The 17,362-nt window shown below is 53.4% G+C and carries 16 protein-coding genes; 10 read left to right on the top strand and 6 right to left on the bottom strand.

Features of this window, described 5'->3' with window-relative positions; genetic code table 11:
- The first annotated feature begins 1 nt into the window (after position 1).
- The 5 genes from sufC (at position 2) to ldtE (ending at position 4,768) form a co-directional block, all read left to right on the top strand.
- Positions 2-748: a Fe-S cluster assembly ATPase SufC gene (gene sufC / locus OGY13_RS14045; protein WP_003832649.1), complete on the top strand. Its 747-nt coding sequence runs from the start codon at positions 2-4 to the stop codon at positions 746-748.
- Positions 723-1,994 (top strand): Fe-S cluster assembly protein SufD, encoded by a 1,272-nt coding sequence (gene sufD, locus OGY13_RS14040; protein WP_032943209.1) that lies wholly within the window; start codon positions 723-725, stop codon positions 1,992-1,994. The genes sufC and sufD overlap by 26 nt, the downstream gene beginning before the upstream one ends.
- Positions 1,991-3,211, top strand: coding sequence for a cysteine desulfurase SufS (gene sufS, locus OGY13_RS14035; protein WP_213752891.1), 1,221 nt, complete (start codon positions 1,991-1,993; stop codon positions 3,209-3,211). The genes sufD and sufS overlap by 4 nt, the downstream gene beginning before the upstream one ends.
- A gap of 12 nt (positions 3,212-3,223) precedes the next feature.
- Complete coding sequence (gene sufE, locus OGY13_RS14030; RefSeq protein ID WP_003832654.1) at positions 3,224-3,640, top strand: cysteine desulfuration protein SufE; 417 nt, start codon at positions 3,224-3,226, stop codon at positions 3,638-3,640.
- A 123-nt stretch (positions 3,641-3,763) separates the two neighbouring features.
- A complete protein-coding gene (gene ldtE / locus OGY13_RS14025) occupies positions 3,764-4,768 on the top strand; it encodes a L,D-transpeptidase LdtE (RefSeq protein WP_213752897.1) in 1,005 nt (334 codons plus the stop codon).
- Between the two features lie 68 nt (positions 4,769-4,836).
- Here ldtE and lpp read toward each other — a convergent pair whose 3' ends face one another.
- The 3 genes from lpp to ynhH all read right to left on the bottom strand — a co-directional run bounded on the left by lpp (position 4,837) and on the right by ynhH (position 6,997).
- Positions 4,837-5,073, bottom strand: a complete 237-nt coding sequence (gene lpp, locus OGY13_RS14020; protein ID WP_003029373.1) for a murein lipoprotein Lpp — start codon at positions 5,071-5,073, stop codon at positions 4,837-4,839.
- Between the two features lie 309 nt (positions 5,074-5,382).
- The gene (gene pykF, locus OGY13_RS14015; protein WP_003029366.1) at positions 5,383-6,795 is read right to left on the bottom strand and encodes a pyruvate kinase PykF; all 1,413 of its coding nucleotides are present in this window, start codon (positions 6,793-6,795) and stop codon (positions 5,383-5,385) included.
- A gap of 7 nt (positions 6,796-6,802) precedes the next feature.
- Positions 6,803-6,997 carry a protein YnhH gene (gene ynhH / locus OGY13_RS14010; RefSeq protein ID WP_244293978.1) on the bottom strand — a complete coding sequence of 65 codons (195 nt, stop codon included), beginning with the start codon at positions 6,995-6,997 and terminating at the stop codon, positions 6,803-6,805.
- 375 nt (positions 6,998-7,372) lie between these two features.
- Here ynhH and OGY13_RS14005 point away from each other — a divergent pair, with 375 nt between their 5' ends.
- From OGY13_RS14005 to OGY13_RS13995, 3 genes are read left to right on the top strand one after another with little or no spacing between them, the layout of a single operon-like run.
- Positions 7,373-8,395, top strand: a complete 1,023-nt coding sequence (locus OGY13_RS14005) for a methionine ABC transporter ATP-binding protein (protein WP_032943213.1) — start codon at positions 7,373-7,375, stop codon at positions 8,393-8,395.
- Complete coding sequence (locus OGY13_RS14000) at positions 8,388-9,056, top strand: methionine ABC transporter permease (RefSeq protein WP_003029361.1); 669 nt, start codon at positions 8,388-8,390, stop codon at positions 9,054-9,056. Before OGY13_RS14005 ends, OGY13_RS14000 begins: the two co-directional genes overlap by 8 nt.
- Positions 9,057-9,077: 21 nt before the next feature.
- Positions 9,078-9,890, top strand: coding sequence for a MetQ/NlpA family ABC transporter substrate-binding protein (locus OGY13_RS13995; RefSeq protein WP_003029358.1), 813 nt, complete (start codon positions 9,078-9,080; stop codon positions 9,888-9,890).
- A gap of 94 nt (positions 9,891-9,984) precedes the next feature.
- Here the strand turns inward: OGY13_RS13995 and ttrA are convergent, their stop codons facing one another.
- Genes ttrA through ttrB form a run of 3 tightly spaced genes read right to left on the bottom strand, consistent with a single transcriptional unit; the run spans position 9,985 to position 14,800 of the window.
- On the bottom strand, positions 9,985-13,050 hold the full coding sequence (ttrA, locus tag OGY13_RS13990; RefSeq protein WP_213752890.1) for a tetrathionate reductase subunit TtrA: 3,066 nt from the start codon (positions 13,048-13,050) through the stop codon (positions 9,985-9,987).
- Entirely contained in the window at positions 13,043-14,065 is a 1,023-nt protein-coding gene (gene ttrC / locus OGY13_RS13985) for a tetrathionate reductase subunit TtrC (RefSeq protein ID WP_213752889.1), read from the bottom strand. Before ttrC ends, ttrA begins: the two co-directional genes overlap by 8 nt.
- Positions 14,066-14,800 carry a tetrathionate reductase subunit TtrB gene (ttrB, locus tag OGY13_RS13980; protein WP_032943223.1) on the bottom strand — a complete coding sequence of 245 codons (735 nt, stop codon included), beginning with the start codon at positions 14,798-14,800 and terminating at the stop codon, positions 14,066-14,068.
- Positions 14,801-15,027: 227 nt separating this feature from the next.
- Here ttrB and ttrS point away from each other — a divergent pair, with 227 nt between their 5' ends.
- Positions 15,028-16,761 (top strand): tetrathionate respiration histidine kinase TtrS, encoded by a 1,734-nt coding sequence (ttrS, locus tag OGY13_RS13975; RefSeq protein WP_213752895.1) that lies wholly within the window; start codon positions 15,028-15,030, stop codon positions 16,759-16,761.
- Positions 16,736-17,320, top strand: coding sequence for a tetrathionate respiration response regulator TtrR (gene ttrR, locus OGY13_RS13970; protein ID WP_000974596.1), 585 nt, complete (start codon positions 16,736-16,738; stop codon positions 17,318-17,320). Before ttrS ends, ttrR begins: the two co-directional genes overlap by 26 nt.
- Positions 17,321-17,362: the final 42 nt, after the last annotated feature.

Below are 17,362 nucleotides of genomic sequence, written 5' to 3'. Positions count from 1 at the left end.
CATGTTAAGCATCAAAGATTTACAGGTCAGTGTGGAAGATAAGGCGATCCTGCGTGGGTTGAGCCTTGAGGTTCGCCCCGGAGAGGTTCACGCCATTATGGGACCAAACGGTTCGGGGAAAAGTACGCTTTCCGCAACTCTCGCTGGACGGGAAGACTACGACGTCACTGGCGGAACGGTAGAGTTCAACGGCAAGGATTTACTGGAACTGTCGCCGGAAGACCGGGCCGGTGAAGGGATCTTTATGGCATTCCAGTATCCGGTGGAAATCCCTGGCGTCAGTAACCAGTTTTTCCTGCAAACGGCGCTGAATGCGGTGCGAAGTTACCGTGGCGAAGAGTCGCTGGATCGATTCGACTTCCAGGATCTGATGGAAGAGAAAATAGCGCTGCTGAAGATGCCGGAGGATTTGCTCACGCGCTCGGTAAACGTCGGTTTCTCCGGCGGTGAGAAAAAACGTAATGACATTCTGCAAATGGCCGTGCTGGAGCCTCAGTTGTGCATTCTTGATGAGTCAGACTCCGGGCTGGATATTGATGCGCTGAAAATCGTTGCGGATGGCGTGAACTCGCTGCGTGACGGGAAACGCTCATTCATTATCGTCACTCACTATCAGCGCATCCTGGACTATATCAAACCCGATTTTGTTCACGTTCTCTACCAGGGGCGAATTGTGAAGTCCGGTGATTTTACGCTGGTCAAACAACTGGAGGAGCAAGGTTATGGCTGGCTTAGCGAACAGCAGTAACGTGCTGCAACAGTGGCATCATCTGTTTGAGACGCAAGGGGAGACACGCTCACACCATGCGCAGCAGCACTTGCAACAGATGCTGCGTCTGGGGCTGCCAACGCGTAAACATGAGGACTGGAAATACACGCCGCTGGAGGGATTAACCAACAGCCAGTTTGTCAGTCATGTCGCTGAGATAACGTCAGCCCAATGTGCAGCGTTGTCGCCGACAATTGATGCTGTACGACTGGTATTTGTTGACGGGCAATTCTCTCCGACGCTCAGCGACAGTACAGACGGTAGCGGTTTTGACATTACCATTGACGATGCGCGCCAGGCGCTGCCAGCGGCTATCCAACCGGAAGTGTTTTTGCACCTTACCGAAAGCCTGTCCCGTAGCGTAACGCACATTCAGGTGAAGCGTAACCAGCGCCCCGCGAAACCGCTGCTGCTGCTGCACATAACCCAGGGGCTGGCGGGCGATGAGGTGAATACGGCGCACTATCGCCACCATCTGGAGCTAGCGGAAGGCGCAGAAGCCACCGTTATTGAACACTATGCCAGCCTCAGCGAGCGTCGCCATTTCACCGGCGCACGCTTAACGATGAACGTCGCGGCAAACGCCCATTTGCGCCATATCAAACTGGCGTTCGAAAATCCGTTTAGTCACCACTTCGCGCATAATGACATTCAATTGGGCGCGGATGCTACTGCCGTTAGCCACAGCTTCTTGCTTGGTGATGCGGTATTGCGCCATAACACCAGTACGCAGCTTAACGGTGAAAACACCACGCTTCGGCTGAACAGTCTGGCGATGCCGGTGAAAAATGAAGTCTGTGATACACGGACCTGGCTTGAGCACAACAAAGGGTATTGCAACAGTCGCCAGCTGCATAAAACGATTGTCAGCGATAAGGGACGAGCGGTCTTCAATGGTCTGATCAACGTCGCCCAGCACGCCATCAAAACCGACGGTCAGATGACCAACAATAATTTGTTGCTCGGAAAGCTGGCGGAGGTGGATACCAAGCCACAGCTCGAAATCTACGCCGACGATGTGAAATGCAGCCACGGGGCGACGGTAGGACGGATCGACGACGAGCAGATGTTCTATCTGCGTTCGCGAGGGATCGGCCAGCAGGATGCTCAACACATGATTCTCTATGCGTTTGCCGCTGAGCTGACGGAAGCCCTGGGCGATGAAACGCTGAAACAACAGGTACTGGCGCGGATCGCCCAACGCTTGCCGGGAGGCGCAGCATGACATTTCCCATTGAAAAAGTACGGGCAGACTTTCCGGTCCTGACGCGTGAAGTGAACGGTTTACCGTTGGCGTATCTGGACAGCGCTGCCAGCGCGCAAAAACCCAATCAGGTGATTGATGCCGAGGCCGAGTTTTATCGTCACGGCTATGCGGCGGTCCACCGCGGTATTCATACGCTGAGCGCCCAGGCCACGGAAAAAATGGAAAATGTGCGCAAGCTTGCCTCGTTGTTTATTAACGCCCGCTCAGCGGAAGAGCTGGTGTTTGTTCGTGGTACGACGGAAGGCACCAATCTGGTGGCGAACAGCTGGGGCAGCAGCAATGTGCGAGCGGGCGATAACATTATCATCAGCGAAATGGAGCACCACGCCAATATTGTGCCCTGGCAGATGCTGTGTGCCCGCGTAGGGGCAGAGCTGCGCGTTATTCCGCTCAATGCCGATGGTACGTTGCAGCTGGAGACGCTGCCGACGCTGTTTGACGATCGTACGCAACTGCTGGCGATTACCCACGTTTCTAACGTGTTGGGTACCGAGAACCCGTTATCGGAAATGATTGAGCTGGCGCATCAATACGGCGCAAAAGTGTTGGTGGATGGGGCGCAGGCGGTGATGCATCATCAGGTGGATGTCCAGGCACTGGATTGCGATTTTTATGTTTTCTCCGGGCATAAACTTTATGGACCAACCGGTATTGGCGTTCTGTATGCCAGAGAGTCGCTGTTGCAGGAGATGCCACCCTGGGAAGGCGGTGGTTCAATGATTGCGACGGTGAGTTTGAGTCAGGGAACAACGTGGGCTAAAGCCCCCTGGCGTTTTGAAGCCGGAACGCCAAACACCGGAGGTATTATCGGACTCGGCGCGGCTATTGAGTATGTTTCAGCACTGGGGCTTACTGAAATCAGCGAATATGAACAGTTCATGATGCGCTATGCGTTGGAGCAGCTCGCGGATGTGCCGGATTTGACACTCTACGGACCGGATAACCGCCTGGGTGTGATTGCATTTAACCTTGGTAAACATCACGCCTTTGACGTCGGCAGTTTTCTTGATAACTATGGAATAGCCGTGCGGACGGGGCATCACTGCGCTATGCCGCTGATGGCCTACTATAACGTTCCTGCTATGTGTCGGGCGTCGATTGCAATGTACAACACCCATGAAGAAGTGGATCGCCTGGTAACGGGCCTCAAGCGTATTCATCATTTACTGGGCTAACAGGGAGGCGTTATGGCTGCGCTACCGGATAAAGAAAAGTTGTTGCGTAATTTTCTGCGTTGCGCTAATTGGGAAGAGAAATACCTGTACATTATTGAGCTGGGTCAGCGTTTGCCGGAATTAAACGACGACTTACGCTGCCCGGAAAATAGCATCCAGGGATGTCAAAGTCAGGTATGGATTGTTATGAACCAGAATGGCGAAGGGATTATTGAATTACAGGGCGACAGTGATGCGGCAATTGTGAAAGGACTTATTGCCGTGGTATTCATTTTGTATGATCGCATGACGGCCCAGGATATTGTGAATTTTGATGTGCGTCCGTGGTTTGAAAAAATGGCGCTCGCACAGCACCTCACACCGTCTCGTTCACAAGGGCTGGAGGCGATGATTCGGGCTATTCGCGCCAAAGCCGCAACTCTTAGCTAAACTGATAAAACACGTTAACTTTCAGACCGACTTGAAAGCGTTCGTGTAAGGCAACGCAGTGACTCGTAAGCCGGATTGGGCGCTCGCCGCCGTCCGGCAAGAACGCCAGGGGGGTGAGTGAGTATGAAACGCGCGTCTGTTATTACGTTAATGCTAATCGGCGCTTACAGCGCTATTCAGGCCGCATGGGCGGTCGATTATCCTTTGCCCCAGGCGAACAGCCGCCTTGTTGGGCAAAACCAAACCTACACCGTGCAGGAAGGCGATAAAAACCTACAGGCGATAGCCCGTAAGTTTGATACCGCTGCCATGCTGATCCTTGAAGCCAACAATACTATTGCCCCCATACCTAAACCCGGAACCCTGATTACTATTCCCTCACAATTACTGCTGCCGGATGCTCCACGCGAAGGCATTATTGTGAATCTGGCGGAACTGCGTCTGTATTACTTCCCGCCAGGAGAGAATATTGTTCAGGTATTCCCAATTGGTATCGGTTTGCAGGGGCTGGAAACGCCGGTAATGGAAACCCGGGTTGGGCAGAAAATCCCGAATCCTACCTGGACCCCTACACCAGGCATCCGTAAACGCTCTCTGGAGCGTGGCATCACATTACCGCCTGTTGTACCTGCCGGGCCAAATAACCCGTTAGGACGCTTTGCACTGCGTCTGGCGCATGGAAACGGTGAGTATCTGATCCATGGCACCAGCGCGCCGGACAGCGTGGGCCTGCGTGTGAGTTCTGGTTGTATTCGCATGAACGCGCCGGACATTAAAGCACTGTTTGCTCAGGTCCGCACAGGCACGCCGGTCAGGGTGATTAATGAGCCGATAAAATATTCGATTGAGCCGAACGGCATGAGGTATGTCGAAGTGCATCGACCACTGTCGCCGGAAGAGGAACAAAACGTCCAGACCATGCCGTATGTGCTGCCAGCCGGTTTTACCCAGTTTAAAGACAATAAAGCGGTGGATAACAGTCTGGTAGAAAGGGCGTTGTATCGTCGCGCAGGTTATCCGGTCACCGTCACTGCCGGGCAAGCATCGGTCGCGAGCAATGGGCCAGTAGTGAAGTCTGCGCAAAATGGCGTGCCGGGAGGAGATGCTGAGGTGCGCGCTACGCAATAATAGGGAAGAGGAATTCAGAGCAAAAAAAATGGCGCACAATGTGCGCCATTTTTATTACACAGATACTATTACTTGCGGTATTTAGTAGCTGCGTTGTCCAGACGCTGGTTAGCGCGAGCTGCGTCATCTTTAGCAGCCTGAACGTCGGAACGCATTGCGTTCACGTCGTTGCTCAGCTGGTCAACTTTAGCGTTCAGAGTCTGAACGTCAGAAGACAGCTGATCGATTTTAGCGTTGCTGGAGCAACCTGCCAGCAGAGTAGAACCCAGGATTACCGCGCCCAGTACCAGTTTAGTACGATTCATTATTAATACCCTCTAGATTGAGTTAATCTCCATGTAGCGTTACAAGTATTACACAAACTTTTTTATGTTGAGAATATTTTTTTGATGGGAATGCACTTATTTTTGATCGTTCGCTCAAAGAAGCATCGAATTGTGCAAAAACGGCTAAAAACCCGAGTGAAAACAGAAAGCTTCCATCGGATTCATCTTAGATAATCACGGATTAGATAGTGAAATCCGATTTGATTTTTTATTAATTGTGGCTATCGATAAAATAAAAAAAGCGCCACCAGGGCGCTTTTTTAAGCAAATTAATTCGCGATGGAATTATTACAGCACGTGAACGGATGCGGTGTTGGTGGTGCCGCTCGGAACCAGTGCACCAGAAACCATAACCACAACGTCACCTTTTTGAGCCAGACCGCTTTCCAGAGCGACTTCTTTACCCAGACGATAGAAATCATCGGTAGAGCTGATTTCTTTAACCACCTGTGCAACAACGCCTTTGCTCAGCACCAGCTGACGCGCGGTAGTTTCGTTGGTGGTCAGCGCCAGGATGGTGGCATCCGGGAAGTATTTACGTACTGCGCGAGCGGATTTACCACCCTGGGTTGCGACGACGATCAGCGGCGCGTCCAGTTTTTCAGCAGTTTCAACCGCGCCACGGCAAACGGCTTCGGTGATGCGCAGTTTGCGGCTGTCGTTGTTGAAGTCCAGACGGCTGGTCATCACACGGTCAGTACGCTCACAGATGGTCGCCATGATGGTAACAGCTTCCAGCGGGTATTTACCTTTTGCAGACTCGCCAGACAGCATTACTGCGTCGGTACCGTCGAGGATGGCGTTCGCTACGTCACCGGCTTCAGCGCGGGTCGGACGCGGGTTTTTGATCATGGAGTCCAGCATCTGGGTCGCAGTGATAACGACTTTACGTGCACGGATACATTTTTCGATGATCATCTTCTGCGCGAAGATAACTTCTTCAACTGGGATCTCAACGCCCATATCGCCACGCGCAACCATGATGCCATCAGACGCTTCGAGGATTTCGTCGAAGTTGTTCAGGCCTTCCTGGTTTTCGATTTTGGAGATGATCTGGATGTTTTCGCCGCCGTGCGCTTTCAGGTGCTCACGGATTTCAACGACGTCAGAACGCTTACGGATAAAGGACGCTGCAACGAAGTCAACGCCTTGCTCGCAACCGAAGATCAGGTCTTGTTTGTCTTTTTCAGCCAGTGCTGGCAGCGCGATGGAAACGCCCGGCAGGTTAACGCCTTTGTTTTCGCCCAGGTCGCCGTTGTTCAGCACTTTACAGATAACTTTGTTACCTTCGATAGCGGTAACTTCCATGCCGATCAGACCATCATCAACCAGAACGGTGTTGCCGACAGACAGATCTTTAGTGAAGCCTTCGTAAGTTACAGCAACGATTTCGTTGTTGCCTACGACAGATTTGTCGGTGGTGAAGGTGAAGGTCTGGCCCGCTTTCAGGGAAACGTCGTTACCGCCTTCCAGTTTGATGGTACGGATTTCAGGACCTTTGGTGTCGAGCAGGATTGCGGCTTTCTTGCCGGTTTTGCTCATGACGTTGCGCAAGTTCTTGATGCGCTGACCGTGTTCTGCGTAGTCGCCGTGGGAGAAGTTCAGACGCATGACGTTCATGCCCGCGTCCAGCATTTTGGTTAACATCTCTTCGGATTCGGTTTTCGGACCGATGGTGCAAACAATTTTCGTCTTTTTCATGACAGTCTTAGTCTTTAAGTTGAGAAGGATATGGAAATCTGGCTCCCATCGCGCACGGATGGGAAGCTAAACCTGAGTTACGAAAGTTGTGATGCCTCGCTCTAAGGATAGGTGACATCGAAAAAGCGTGCAGAGGAATGTGTGCTTGTGTTTCAGCCCAACGGGATGGTGAGTTCTGTAGTCGTTGAGTTTTACAGGTCAATGTGCTGAAACCATTCAAGAGACAATTGGCGCGCATTATACGCTGAAAATTATCAAAAAGGAAAATGGAAACAGCGTTTCAAAACACTTCTGTGCAGTTTTACAAAAATTATTCATTAATTTGTTCATCGGTATGGATAAAGAGGTTATCGGGCGTTGTGATTTGTTGCGCAACAAACTGCATTTAACATCTCGATGACTACGTTTTATGCCGTTGACGTCGATGCAGTACTATATTTCTAAAAGTTATATCAAATGCGTTTTAATTCATTTTAAAAGCCAATTCCACTGATTACACTCGTTTGGACATCCATACTGCTAAACAGCCAAAAGCGCTAGCAGAAGAACAATAAGCAGCAGCGGATACCCAAACGACATGATTGTCCTGAAAAATATTTCGAAAGTGTTTACGCCAGGCAGGCTTGCCATCACCGCTGTCGATAACGTCAACCTGACGGTTGAACAGGGGCAGATTTACGGCATTATTGGTTACAGCGGGGCAGGTAAAAGCACCTTAATTCGTTTGCTCAATGGTCTCGAAAAGCCGACCTCCGGCAGCGTGACGATTAACGGCCACGATATCTCGGCCGCCAGTGGGGAATCGTTACGCCAGGCGCGACTGAAAATCAGCATGGTGTTTCAACACTTCAATTTGCTGTGGTCGCGGACCGTTAGCGAAAACATTGCGTTCTCTATGCAAATCGCCGGTGCGTCCAAAGCGTCCATCAAAACGCGGGTTGCTGAACTGATTACGCTGGTTGGGCTGAGCGGTCGTGAAAATGCGTATCCTTCCCAGCTCAGCGGTGGGCAAAAACAGCGTGTAGGAATTGCTCGCGCGCTGGCGAACAATCCAGATGTCCTGCTGTGTGACGAAGCCACCTCGGCGCTGGATCCGCAAACTACCGATCAGATCCTCGATTTACTCCTCGATATTAACCGTCGTTTCAAATTGACCATTGTGCTGATCACTCATGAAATGCACGTGGTACGCAAAATCTGCGACCGCGTCGCGGTAATGGAAAACGGCAAGGTCGTTGAGGAAGGTGATGTGCTCAGCGTCTTTACCCATCCTCAGCAGCCTATTACCCGACAATTTGTTCGTCAGGTGAGCCAGTACACCGAAGAAGACGAGTTTAATCCGCAGCTGGCAAGCGAGTTGGGTGGGGTGGTTATCAAATTAACCTTTACCGGGCAACGTACCCACCGGCCTGTGGTTGGGGAATTGACCCTGCGCTATGGCCTGCCGTTCAACATCTTGCACGGCAAGATGACGCAAACCGCACATGGCGTGTTTGGGCAACTCTGGGTGCACGTGGTGGCCTCTGAGGAACAATTGAACAATATTTTGGCCGACCTGCGCCAGAGCGACATTGAAGGCGAGGTGATTCAACATGGCTGAAGAACTGTTTCCCCATCTGAAGTGGGAACAACTGTTAGCGGCAACCCAGGAAACGCTGTATATGACAGCTCTTTCGGGGGCGGCGACCTTTATCTTGGGCATCGCGCTTGGTCTGGCATTGTTCCTGACCGCGCGCGGCGGATTGTTCCCTAATCGCGCGGTATATAGCGCTATTTCGCTGGTGGTGAATATCTTTCGTTCGATCCCATTCATCATTTTGATCGTGCTGCTGATCCCGTTTACCAAAGCGATGGTAGGCACCATCCTCGGCGCCAATGCCGCGTTGCCTGCGCTGATCGTGGGGGCAGCGCCGTTTTATGCGCGTCTGGTCGAAATCGCTCTGCGTGAAGTGGATAAAGGCGTTATTGAAGCGACGCGTTCAATGGGTGCACGACTGAGCACACTTATTTTTCGAGTTTTACTGCCGGAATCATCTCCTGCTCTGGTGTCCGGGATCACCGTGACGCTAATTGCGCTGGTGAGCTACAGCGCGATGGCAGGGGTAATTGGTGCCGGTGGTTTAGGGAATTTGGCCTATCTGGAAGGATTCCAGCGCAACCACAGCGACGTCACGCTGGTGGCGACGGTGACGATTTTGCTCATTGTCTTCATCATCCAGCTTTGCGGCGATGTGATCACCTCTCTGTTAGATAAACGCTAATAAAATACGGAAACCATAATCATGAAAAAATCACTAACGTTACTCGCCGCAGCAACCTTAAGCGCCCTGAGCTTTGCCTCCTGGGCTGATACTCTGACCGTTGGCGCGTCTAACGTGCCGCATGCGGAGATCCTTGAACAGGCCAAACCGATTCTGGCGAAGCAGGGGATCGATCTGGAGATTAAACCGTTCCAGGATTACATTCTGCCGAACACTGCGCTGGCTGGCCGTGAGATTGACGCCAACTACTTCCAGCATATTCCGTACCTGAACAGCGTGATTAAAGACCATGCAGGCGATAAAACGTATGACTTCGTCAGCGCCGGAGCGATTCACATTGAGCCGATTGGTATCTATTCGAAAAAAGTGAAATCACTTAAAGATCTGCCGGAAGGCGGCAAAGTCATCATGCGTGACGCGGTATCTGAGGAAGGCCGTATTCTGTCGATTTTCGAAAAAGAGGGGGTGATCAAGCTGAAGCCGGGCGTGGATAAAGTAACCGCGCGCATTAGCGATATCGTTGAAAACCCGAAAAAGCTGAAGTTCCTGCCAAACGTGGAAGCCGCGCTGTTACCGCAGATGTATAACAACGACGAAGGCGATGCGGTGGTGATTAACGCCAACTACGCCATCGACGCCGGGCTGGATCCAGTGAAAGATCCTATTGCTGTTGAAAGTGGTGAAAACAACCCGTATGCCAACATCATTACCGTGCATCGTGGCGACGAGAAGAAAAAGGATATCGTAGCGCTGGTTGATGTCCTGCATTCAAAAGAGATCCAGGACTGGATCCGTACTAAATATAAAGGTGCGGTGATCCCGGTAAACAACTAATCTGCTTTTTGCCGGGTGGCGGCAGTGCTTTATCCGGCCTACGATGACCTGTAGGCCGGGTAAAACGCGTTCGCGATGCCATACGGCACCAGAGCTACACTCGCTCAATTCTCGCTGGCAACCCCTGACGCACCGACGCACCCGACACCCAGTCAAGCCAGGTATTGGTTACCTGTCGGGTTGGGTCCGCAAAACCCAATTCGTTGAGATTAATCCCCGACTTAATCTGCTCATCAAACGCCATCGGCTCACCGTCGAGGGTATGCTGTGCCGCGCCCATTTCTTTATGTCCGTAACCATGTTCAATGGCGATGACACCCGGCATGACGCCATGCAGCAGGCTTATCTGCGCTTGCGCCTGACCACCAGGGGTGGTGATACGCACGATATCGCCGTGTGCTAAACCATACCGCTGACCATCCTGTGGATTGAGCGCCACCAGATTAACCGGCTTCAGATGATGAAGGCGTGGGATCACCGCCGTGGCGCTGGACATGGTATTGGATTTGAAGGAAATCAGTTTCAACGGCCACTCTTGTTCCGGGAACAACTCCTCGACCGCACGTCCATCTGACAGACGTGATGGATACCAGGCCGGGCAGCCGCTGTAGCGCTCGCCGGTAATCGCATGGCGGTGTGCAGCGACGTTCGCATTCCAGATTTGGAGCGGTTTTTCCCAGGCATTGCCGACGCGGTTACCAACTCGCCCGCTGTTGTCCGGCGCAAAGCGCCCGCCGCGGGAGTAGATAAACGCCACTCGGCTGATTTCATCGGTTTTCAACGTTTGGGTCATCACAGGCATGATCCGCTGGACCCCGGTCAGCGCAATGTCTTCCGGCTGTGCTTCTGCAACCGGAGCTTTGCCCATAAACGCAATATTGGCCGCGAGACGCAGGTAGTAATCTTCCGCACGGTTCAACGGATAGTGATTACCTTGCGGATCGGTAATTGCATTGTCGCCGAATCCAGGTAGCCCGATGCGCTTTGCTACTGCGATACAGAAAGACTCCATCGAGGCCGGTTGGCCATCAGCCGTGAGGCTGGTCGCCGATCTGACAACTGGCCAACGCGCGGTGGTGGCTTTGCTGGCCACGCCCGCCCACGGAGCGCTGAATCCCCAGCTTTCGAAGTTGTGGGTATCCGGCACGATGTAATCTGCCAGCGCCGTGGTTTCGTTCATAAAGGCGTCAATGGCAATAAACAGCGGCAGACGAGCAGGATCCTTGAGCTTTTCTTCCGCCACGCCGCGTAACCCCGCAATGCCGTAAAACGGGTTGGTCATGTTGGAGATCCAGGCTTTCAGCGGATAAGGGTAACCTTCAAGCGCCGAGACGAGGAGTTCGGTAAGCTGACCGGCGACAAACGGATACCACGGCGCTTTAGCCGGGAAGGGCGATTGCCCGGCAGCCACCTTATTGCGGTACTCTTCCGAAGACTCATAAGCGGTTTTACTGCGCGCGATGCTTAACCCTTTCGGTTTTACCTTCCCGGCGAAGCTGTCCATGTTGTAGCGCGGACCGTCGGTGGCACCATTAAATTTGCCGCCGCCGACGAACACGCCGCCTTCAAGGCTGAGGTTACCAATAAGCGCATTGAGCATCATCACCGACCAGGCGTTATAAAATCCATTGCCTGCCATCATTCCGCCGTGCGTGATCACCGCCGCTTTACGCCCGTGGCGGGTGAATGCGTCGGCCAGAGCGGCAATGTCTGCTTCTGACACCCCACACTGCTGGCTGTACTGCGTTAGCGACAGTTTCTCTGCGGACTCACGCAGACACTGGAAGCTGCTTTTTACCGTTACTGTCTGCCCGTCGGCCAGCGTCACTTCACGGGTAACAAACAGCTGAGCGCGCGGGCAACTGCTGGCGACGACAATCTCACCGGCCTCGTTGACGACCATCGGCTCCTGGGCTGCGTTTGCACTCAGATGGGCGAGGGTCAGGTGTTGTCCGGCAAGCGTTGGAATTTCATCGGTAATCACCAGATGCGTTGCATTAGTCCAGCTTTTTTCTCCTGCCTGCTGCATGGCCTGCACGCCGGGAATGGCGAGATAATCAGCGTTATAGCGTTGTTTATCGATAATCCAGCTTATCATCCCCATAGCCAGCGCGGAGTCGCTTCCCGGTCGTACGGGCTGCCAGTGGCCGCGATCGTCAGCCAGCACCGTGGTTAATGGCAGGGCTGGCGCCACCACAACATAGCGGAAGTCGTCACGTAAACGGGCGCTGGCCAGCTGGCGGGCCTGGCGCTTAAACGGGTTGCCGGATTGCGCCGGAGAGGTGCCCATAAACAGTGCGAATTCGACGTTATCCCAGTCGGGTTTTACGTGGGTATTTTTATCCAGATCGCCCATTAACGCACCTGAACCGGCCCGATAGGCCAGACCGCAGTAAGCGCCATGAGCGCCGAAGTTTTTACTGCCGAAACTGTTCAGTGCGAAGCGACGTAAAAAGGTATCACGTCCTTCATCGCTGGTATTGGTGACCAGCAGTTGATTGGATTTTGGGCCAAAGCCGGGATGTTTCGCATCAAGCGGTGTAGTGGGATCGTGGATGGCTCTCAGACCATCAACGTGGCCTTCACCAAACAAATCGCCACCTTCCACCACCTCTTTGATCAGTTGTTCGAAGCTGATGCGCTGCCATTTTCCTTCACCGCGTTTACCGACGCGCTTCATAGGCTCCAGAATACGTAGCGGGCTGTACAAACCTTCGAGTAAGGTTGCACCACGGGCGCAGGCGGTAGAACGTGCGTCAAGACCTGACTCCCCGGTCAACTGTTCCATTGCCGTGGCAAAGGGGACAGAGGCGTCTATATGGTGCTCGTGCGACAACGGATGATAAGGGTTGCCCGCAATGCGCAGCACTTTGCCTTGCTCAGTGTCAACGCGAACCCGTACACCACACTGCGTCCAGCAACCAAAGCACTGCGTCATCGAGATCACCTGCTGCGGGTTTTGCTGCCAGTGAGGCCGGGCGTTGGCTTCTGGGATGAGCGCGTTGGCAAAAATGCGGTCACGGGTAATTTTGCCCGAGGTTCCGTCCAACAAACCGTCTATCGCGCGCTTTGCCACATCCCGATAACTCAGGCCAAAAGTCACCATGCCACCTACGGCAAGGCCCACTTTAAGCCACTGACGACGGGTTAAATTAGCCATGTTGCATTCTCCTTGCGATCGCGTTCAGGGCTTCACGAACAATAATAATCAGTGCTATCCACAGGCCGAAGGTACCCACAATAGCCAGCCAGCCATCGGTGCCGCCGGGGAGGGTATAGGGATTAAACTGCGCGTTAAATTTCGGTACGGTCTGCACCTGGATGAGTAACGTCCAGCGCATTAGCCAGCACAGCGCCATAGCGCTAAAAGCGAGTAATATGCGCAGCGGTAGCGACAAGGGGTAACGTACAACCAACCCGCAAAGAGCAAGCGAAACAAGCCATAGCGCAACCCAACCGATAGCGTAGTGTTGTGCTGAAGAGGCAACATCCAGCCACTGACGGATAGCCGAACCGGAAAGCGTATTACCACTCGCCCAGATCGCCACCACGATAGCCAGCGCGATCAACGTGACCATTTGCCCCCACGCTAGCTTACGCGGTAGTGCGTCCTTGCTATTTGTCGTGGCAATAAGCAGGGCAAGAAATGTTTGCAGCGCGCTGAGGAACATCGCAACCGGAAAGGCGTAACTGAACCAAATGGGACGTGCCTGTACCACCGACACTTCACGGCCGGTGTAAACCAGCAATCCGATGGCGGACAGCGCGCTACCAAGTGCCAACCATTTTGTGACGCTGTAACTTTTTAGCGTTAACCATTTCACATGCTGCGCCAGAAACCACAGACCTAAAAAACCGGTAAACAGCGGTAAAAACAGCGCGCCCCACGGCATCCAGGACCATGGCGTCGGATACGCATAGAAGTGCCAGACTCGGGCTGTTTGGTGTAGATCAGCGGTCAGCGCCAGCGGCGCGGTAATCGCGCAGGTCAGGGCGATTAACAGCGTCAGATTCTCCAGGTCTGCCGTTTCTTTTTTGCGCCAGTGGAGAACGCATGCGAACAGCGCGGCGCAGGCGGCAATGCCGATGAAAAAGAAGTACTGTACGGCCCAGGGTAACCAGCTTACGTCCTGGGGATGGGCCAGAACCTCGTCGATAATCAGTGAATGGTTCATTTAAACCTCCTGCCAGAGAGCGGGTTGAGCTCGTCCCATCAATGGGGTGACAAACGCCTCATCCAGTCCCAGATAGAACACGTGAGGAGACGTACCGCTTTCCGGCTTCAGGACTTTGATGGCGTCATGGTGTTCATGCAGCATTTGTGAAATGCGGCTGTGCGGATCTTTAATATCGCCAATGATGCGCGCGCCGCCGACGCAGGATTCCACACAGGCCGGGAGCAGCCCCGCTTCGAGGCGGTGAACGCAAAAGGTACATTTATCGGCGGTTTGCGTTTCATGGTTGATGAATCGCGCATCATAAGGGCAGGCCTGCACGCAATAGGCGCAGCCCACGCAGCGTGTGTTGTCGACCACCACAATGCCGTCTTCTCGTTGGAAAGTGGCTTGTACCGGGCAAACGGGCACGCAAGGGGGATTATCACAATGGTTGCACAGTCGCGGCAGCAGGACGTTGGTAACGCTTTGCTGGCCTTCAATCTGTACTTGATACTGGTTGACGAGGGTACGAAATTCGCCCAGTGGCGTCTGGTTTTCAATGGCGCAACTGACGGTACAGGCCTGGCAGCCGATACAGCGTCGCAGGTCAACCAGCATGGCGTAGCGATGCTGTTGTGAGCCTTCGTGGCGTTCAGGCGAAAAGGGAAATTGCGCCTGAGCCAGCGGAACCAGTGATGCGCCAGCGGTCAGGACGCCCAGTTGCTGGAGAAACTGCCGTTTACTGCTGTCCATATTTTCTCCCGTCACGATGCAACAACGAAACATTGGTCACGCCGTTGATTTGCGTGTGATGAATAAAGAATCTCAATGATTTACAGTGTAAAAATCGTGACGGGGTATACTCTATTGTGGTTAACCACATACCCGGCTTGTTGTTGATCTAAAACAACATAATTGACAGGGACAATTGAGTGGGACGCAACGTAGTAAGATGTCTGACGGTGCTGGCGTCGCTGTGGATGCTAAGCGGCGCGGTCAGGGCGCAGACATGGAACATTGGCGTTTTGGCGATGCGCGGGGAGGTTTCAACACGTAATCACTGGCAGCCGCTGGAAACCTTGTTGAATCAGCAAATCCCCGGTGAGCAGTTTCATATTCAACCGCTGGACCTGCGGCAGATGCAGGAGGCGGTGAATCGTGGAACGGTACACTTTGTGGTCACCAATCCGGCGCAGTTTGTCCAGCTTAACAGCCGCTCGGCGTTACGCTGGCTGGCGTCGTTACGCTCCACCCGTGGTGGGAAAGCCACCAGTAACGTGATTGGCAGCGCCATTCTCGTCAGGCGCGACAGCGGGATAACCTCCGCACACGATCTGATCGGCAAAACGGTTGGCGCCATTGATGCTCAGGCGTTTGGTGGCTATTTGCTGGGATATAAAGCGCTCAGTGATGCCGGTCTGCGCCCGGAGCGCGATTTGCGTCTGACGTTTACCGGATTTCCCGCCGATGCCTTACTCTATTTATTACGTGAAAAAGCCGTGCAGGCGGTGATCGTGCCGGTGTGCCTGCTGGAAAAAATGGATGAAGAAGGCCTCATCCGTAAAACCGATTTTATGACCGTGTTGAATCATCCGACTTCAATTCCCTGTTTAACCAGTACGCCGCTCTATCCGGACTGGTCATTTGCCGCACTACCTGCAGTGAGTGACGAGTTGGCCGATCGCGTGACGCGGGTACTGTTCAATGCACCGCAAAACGCGGCGTTTCGCTGGGGCGCGCCCGCCTCGACCCGCGAAGTAGAAGCGTTGCTGCGCGACGTCCGCCAGCATCCGCAGCAGCGTCAGCTGTGGCTGGACGTCAAAAGCTGGTTTATTCAACACCGACTGGCGATGGGGGGCGTGGCCATCGTGCTGCTGTTGCTTACGCTCAATTACATCTGGGTGATGCTGTTGGTTCGCCGACGCGGCAGGCAGTTAGAGCGGAACAACGTGTTGTTGCACAAACAGGAACAGGCGCTGGAGACTGCCCGCCAAATGAGCGTGCTGGGGGAGATGACCTCCGGTTTTGCCCATGAGCTCAATCAGCCGTTGTCGGCTATCCGCCATTATGCCCAAGGCTGTCTGATTCGCCTGCGTGGTCAGGATGAGCAGCATCCGTTGTTGCCCGCGCTTGAGCACATAGACGCCCAGGCACAACGAGGAGCCGATACGCTGCGCAATCTCCGGCAGTGGGTCAGCCAGGCACAGGGCAATCCGGTACTCACCGATGGCTGGCAAGCCATCAACGTTCACGATGCTATCCATCACGTCTGGCAATTACTGCGCATGCCCCAGCAATTCCCGGCGGTAACGCTGCACACGCAGGTTAGCAAGGCGTTAACGTTGATGCTGCCAAGCGTTCTTCTTGAGCAGGTGCTGGCTAATCTGGTACTCAATGCCGCCCAGGCAGGCGCTACGACAGTATGGTTTAGCGCCCTGCACAAGGATGGTGGCGTGCGTATTCAGGTGCAGGATAATGCCGGAGGCATTGACGAGGCTCAGTTGTATCAGGCGTTTCAGCCGTTTATGACCACCCGCAAAGAAGGTATGGGACTAGGACTGGCCATTTGTCAGCGACTGGTACGCTACGCAAACGGAGATATTGAGATCAAAAATCAGCAGGCCCCAGACGGCAAAGCGGGGGCGAGAGTGACATTGTATTTTAAGCCAAATCAGGAAGGAGGCCGTAGTGGCGATAATTCATCTGCTGGATGACGACATTGCTGTTACCCAGGCCTGTGCGTTTTTATTGGAAAGTCTGGGATATGAAGTGTCTTGCTGGGAGCAAGGCGAGAAATTCCTCGCCGAGGCAAATTTGCACCAGGTGGGCGTACTACTGCTGGATATGCGTATGCCGGTACTGGATGGGCACGCAGTGCATGAAATCATGCGTCAGAAAGCAAGTACGCTGGCGGTGGTCTTTCTCACCGGGCACGGCGACGTGCCGATGGCGGTTGAGCAAATGAAACGTGGCGCGGTCGATTTTTTGCAAAAACCCGTGTCAGCCGTGCCGCTTCAGGCAGCATTAGAACATGCCTTGCAGGTCTCGGCAGCGGCGTTCTCGCGACAAGAGATCATCTCATGCTACCAACAACTTACGCCAAAAGAACGGGAACTGGCGCATCTGGTAGCAAAAGGGTTAATGAATCGGGAAATTGCTGATGCCATGAATATTGCCGTGCGTACGGTTGAAGTGCACCGGGCGCGGGTGATGGAAAAAATGCAGGCAGGAAGTCTTGCTGAGCTCGTTAATCGACTTCAGAGAATTCAGTAGAATGATGACATTTATTTGATTTTCATTGAATTTTGTCTAAAC

The sequence above is a fragment of the Citrobacter sp. Cpo045 genome (assembly GCF_030332875.1).
Taxonomy (GTDB): Bacteria; Pseudomonadota; Gammaproteobacteria; order Enterobacterales; family Enterobacteriaceae; genus Citrobacter; species Citrobacter portucalensis.
This window is presented reverse-complemented; position numbering and strand designations above follow the sequence as displayed.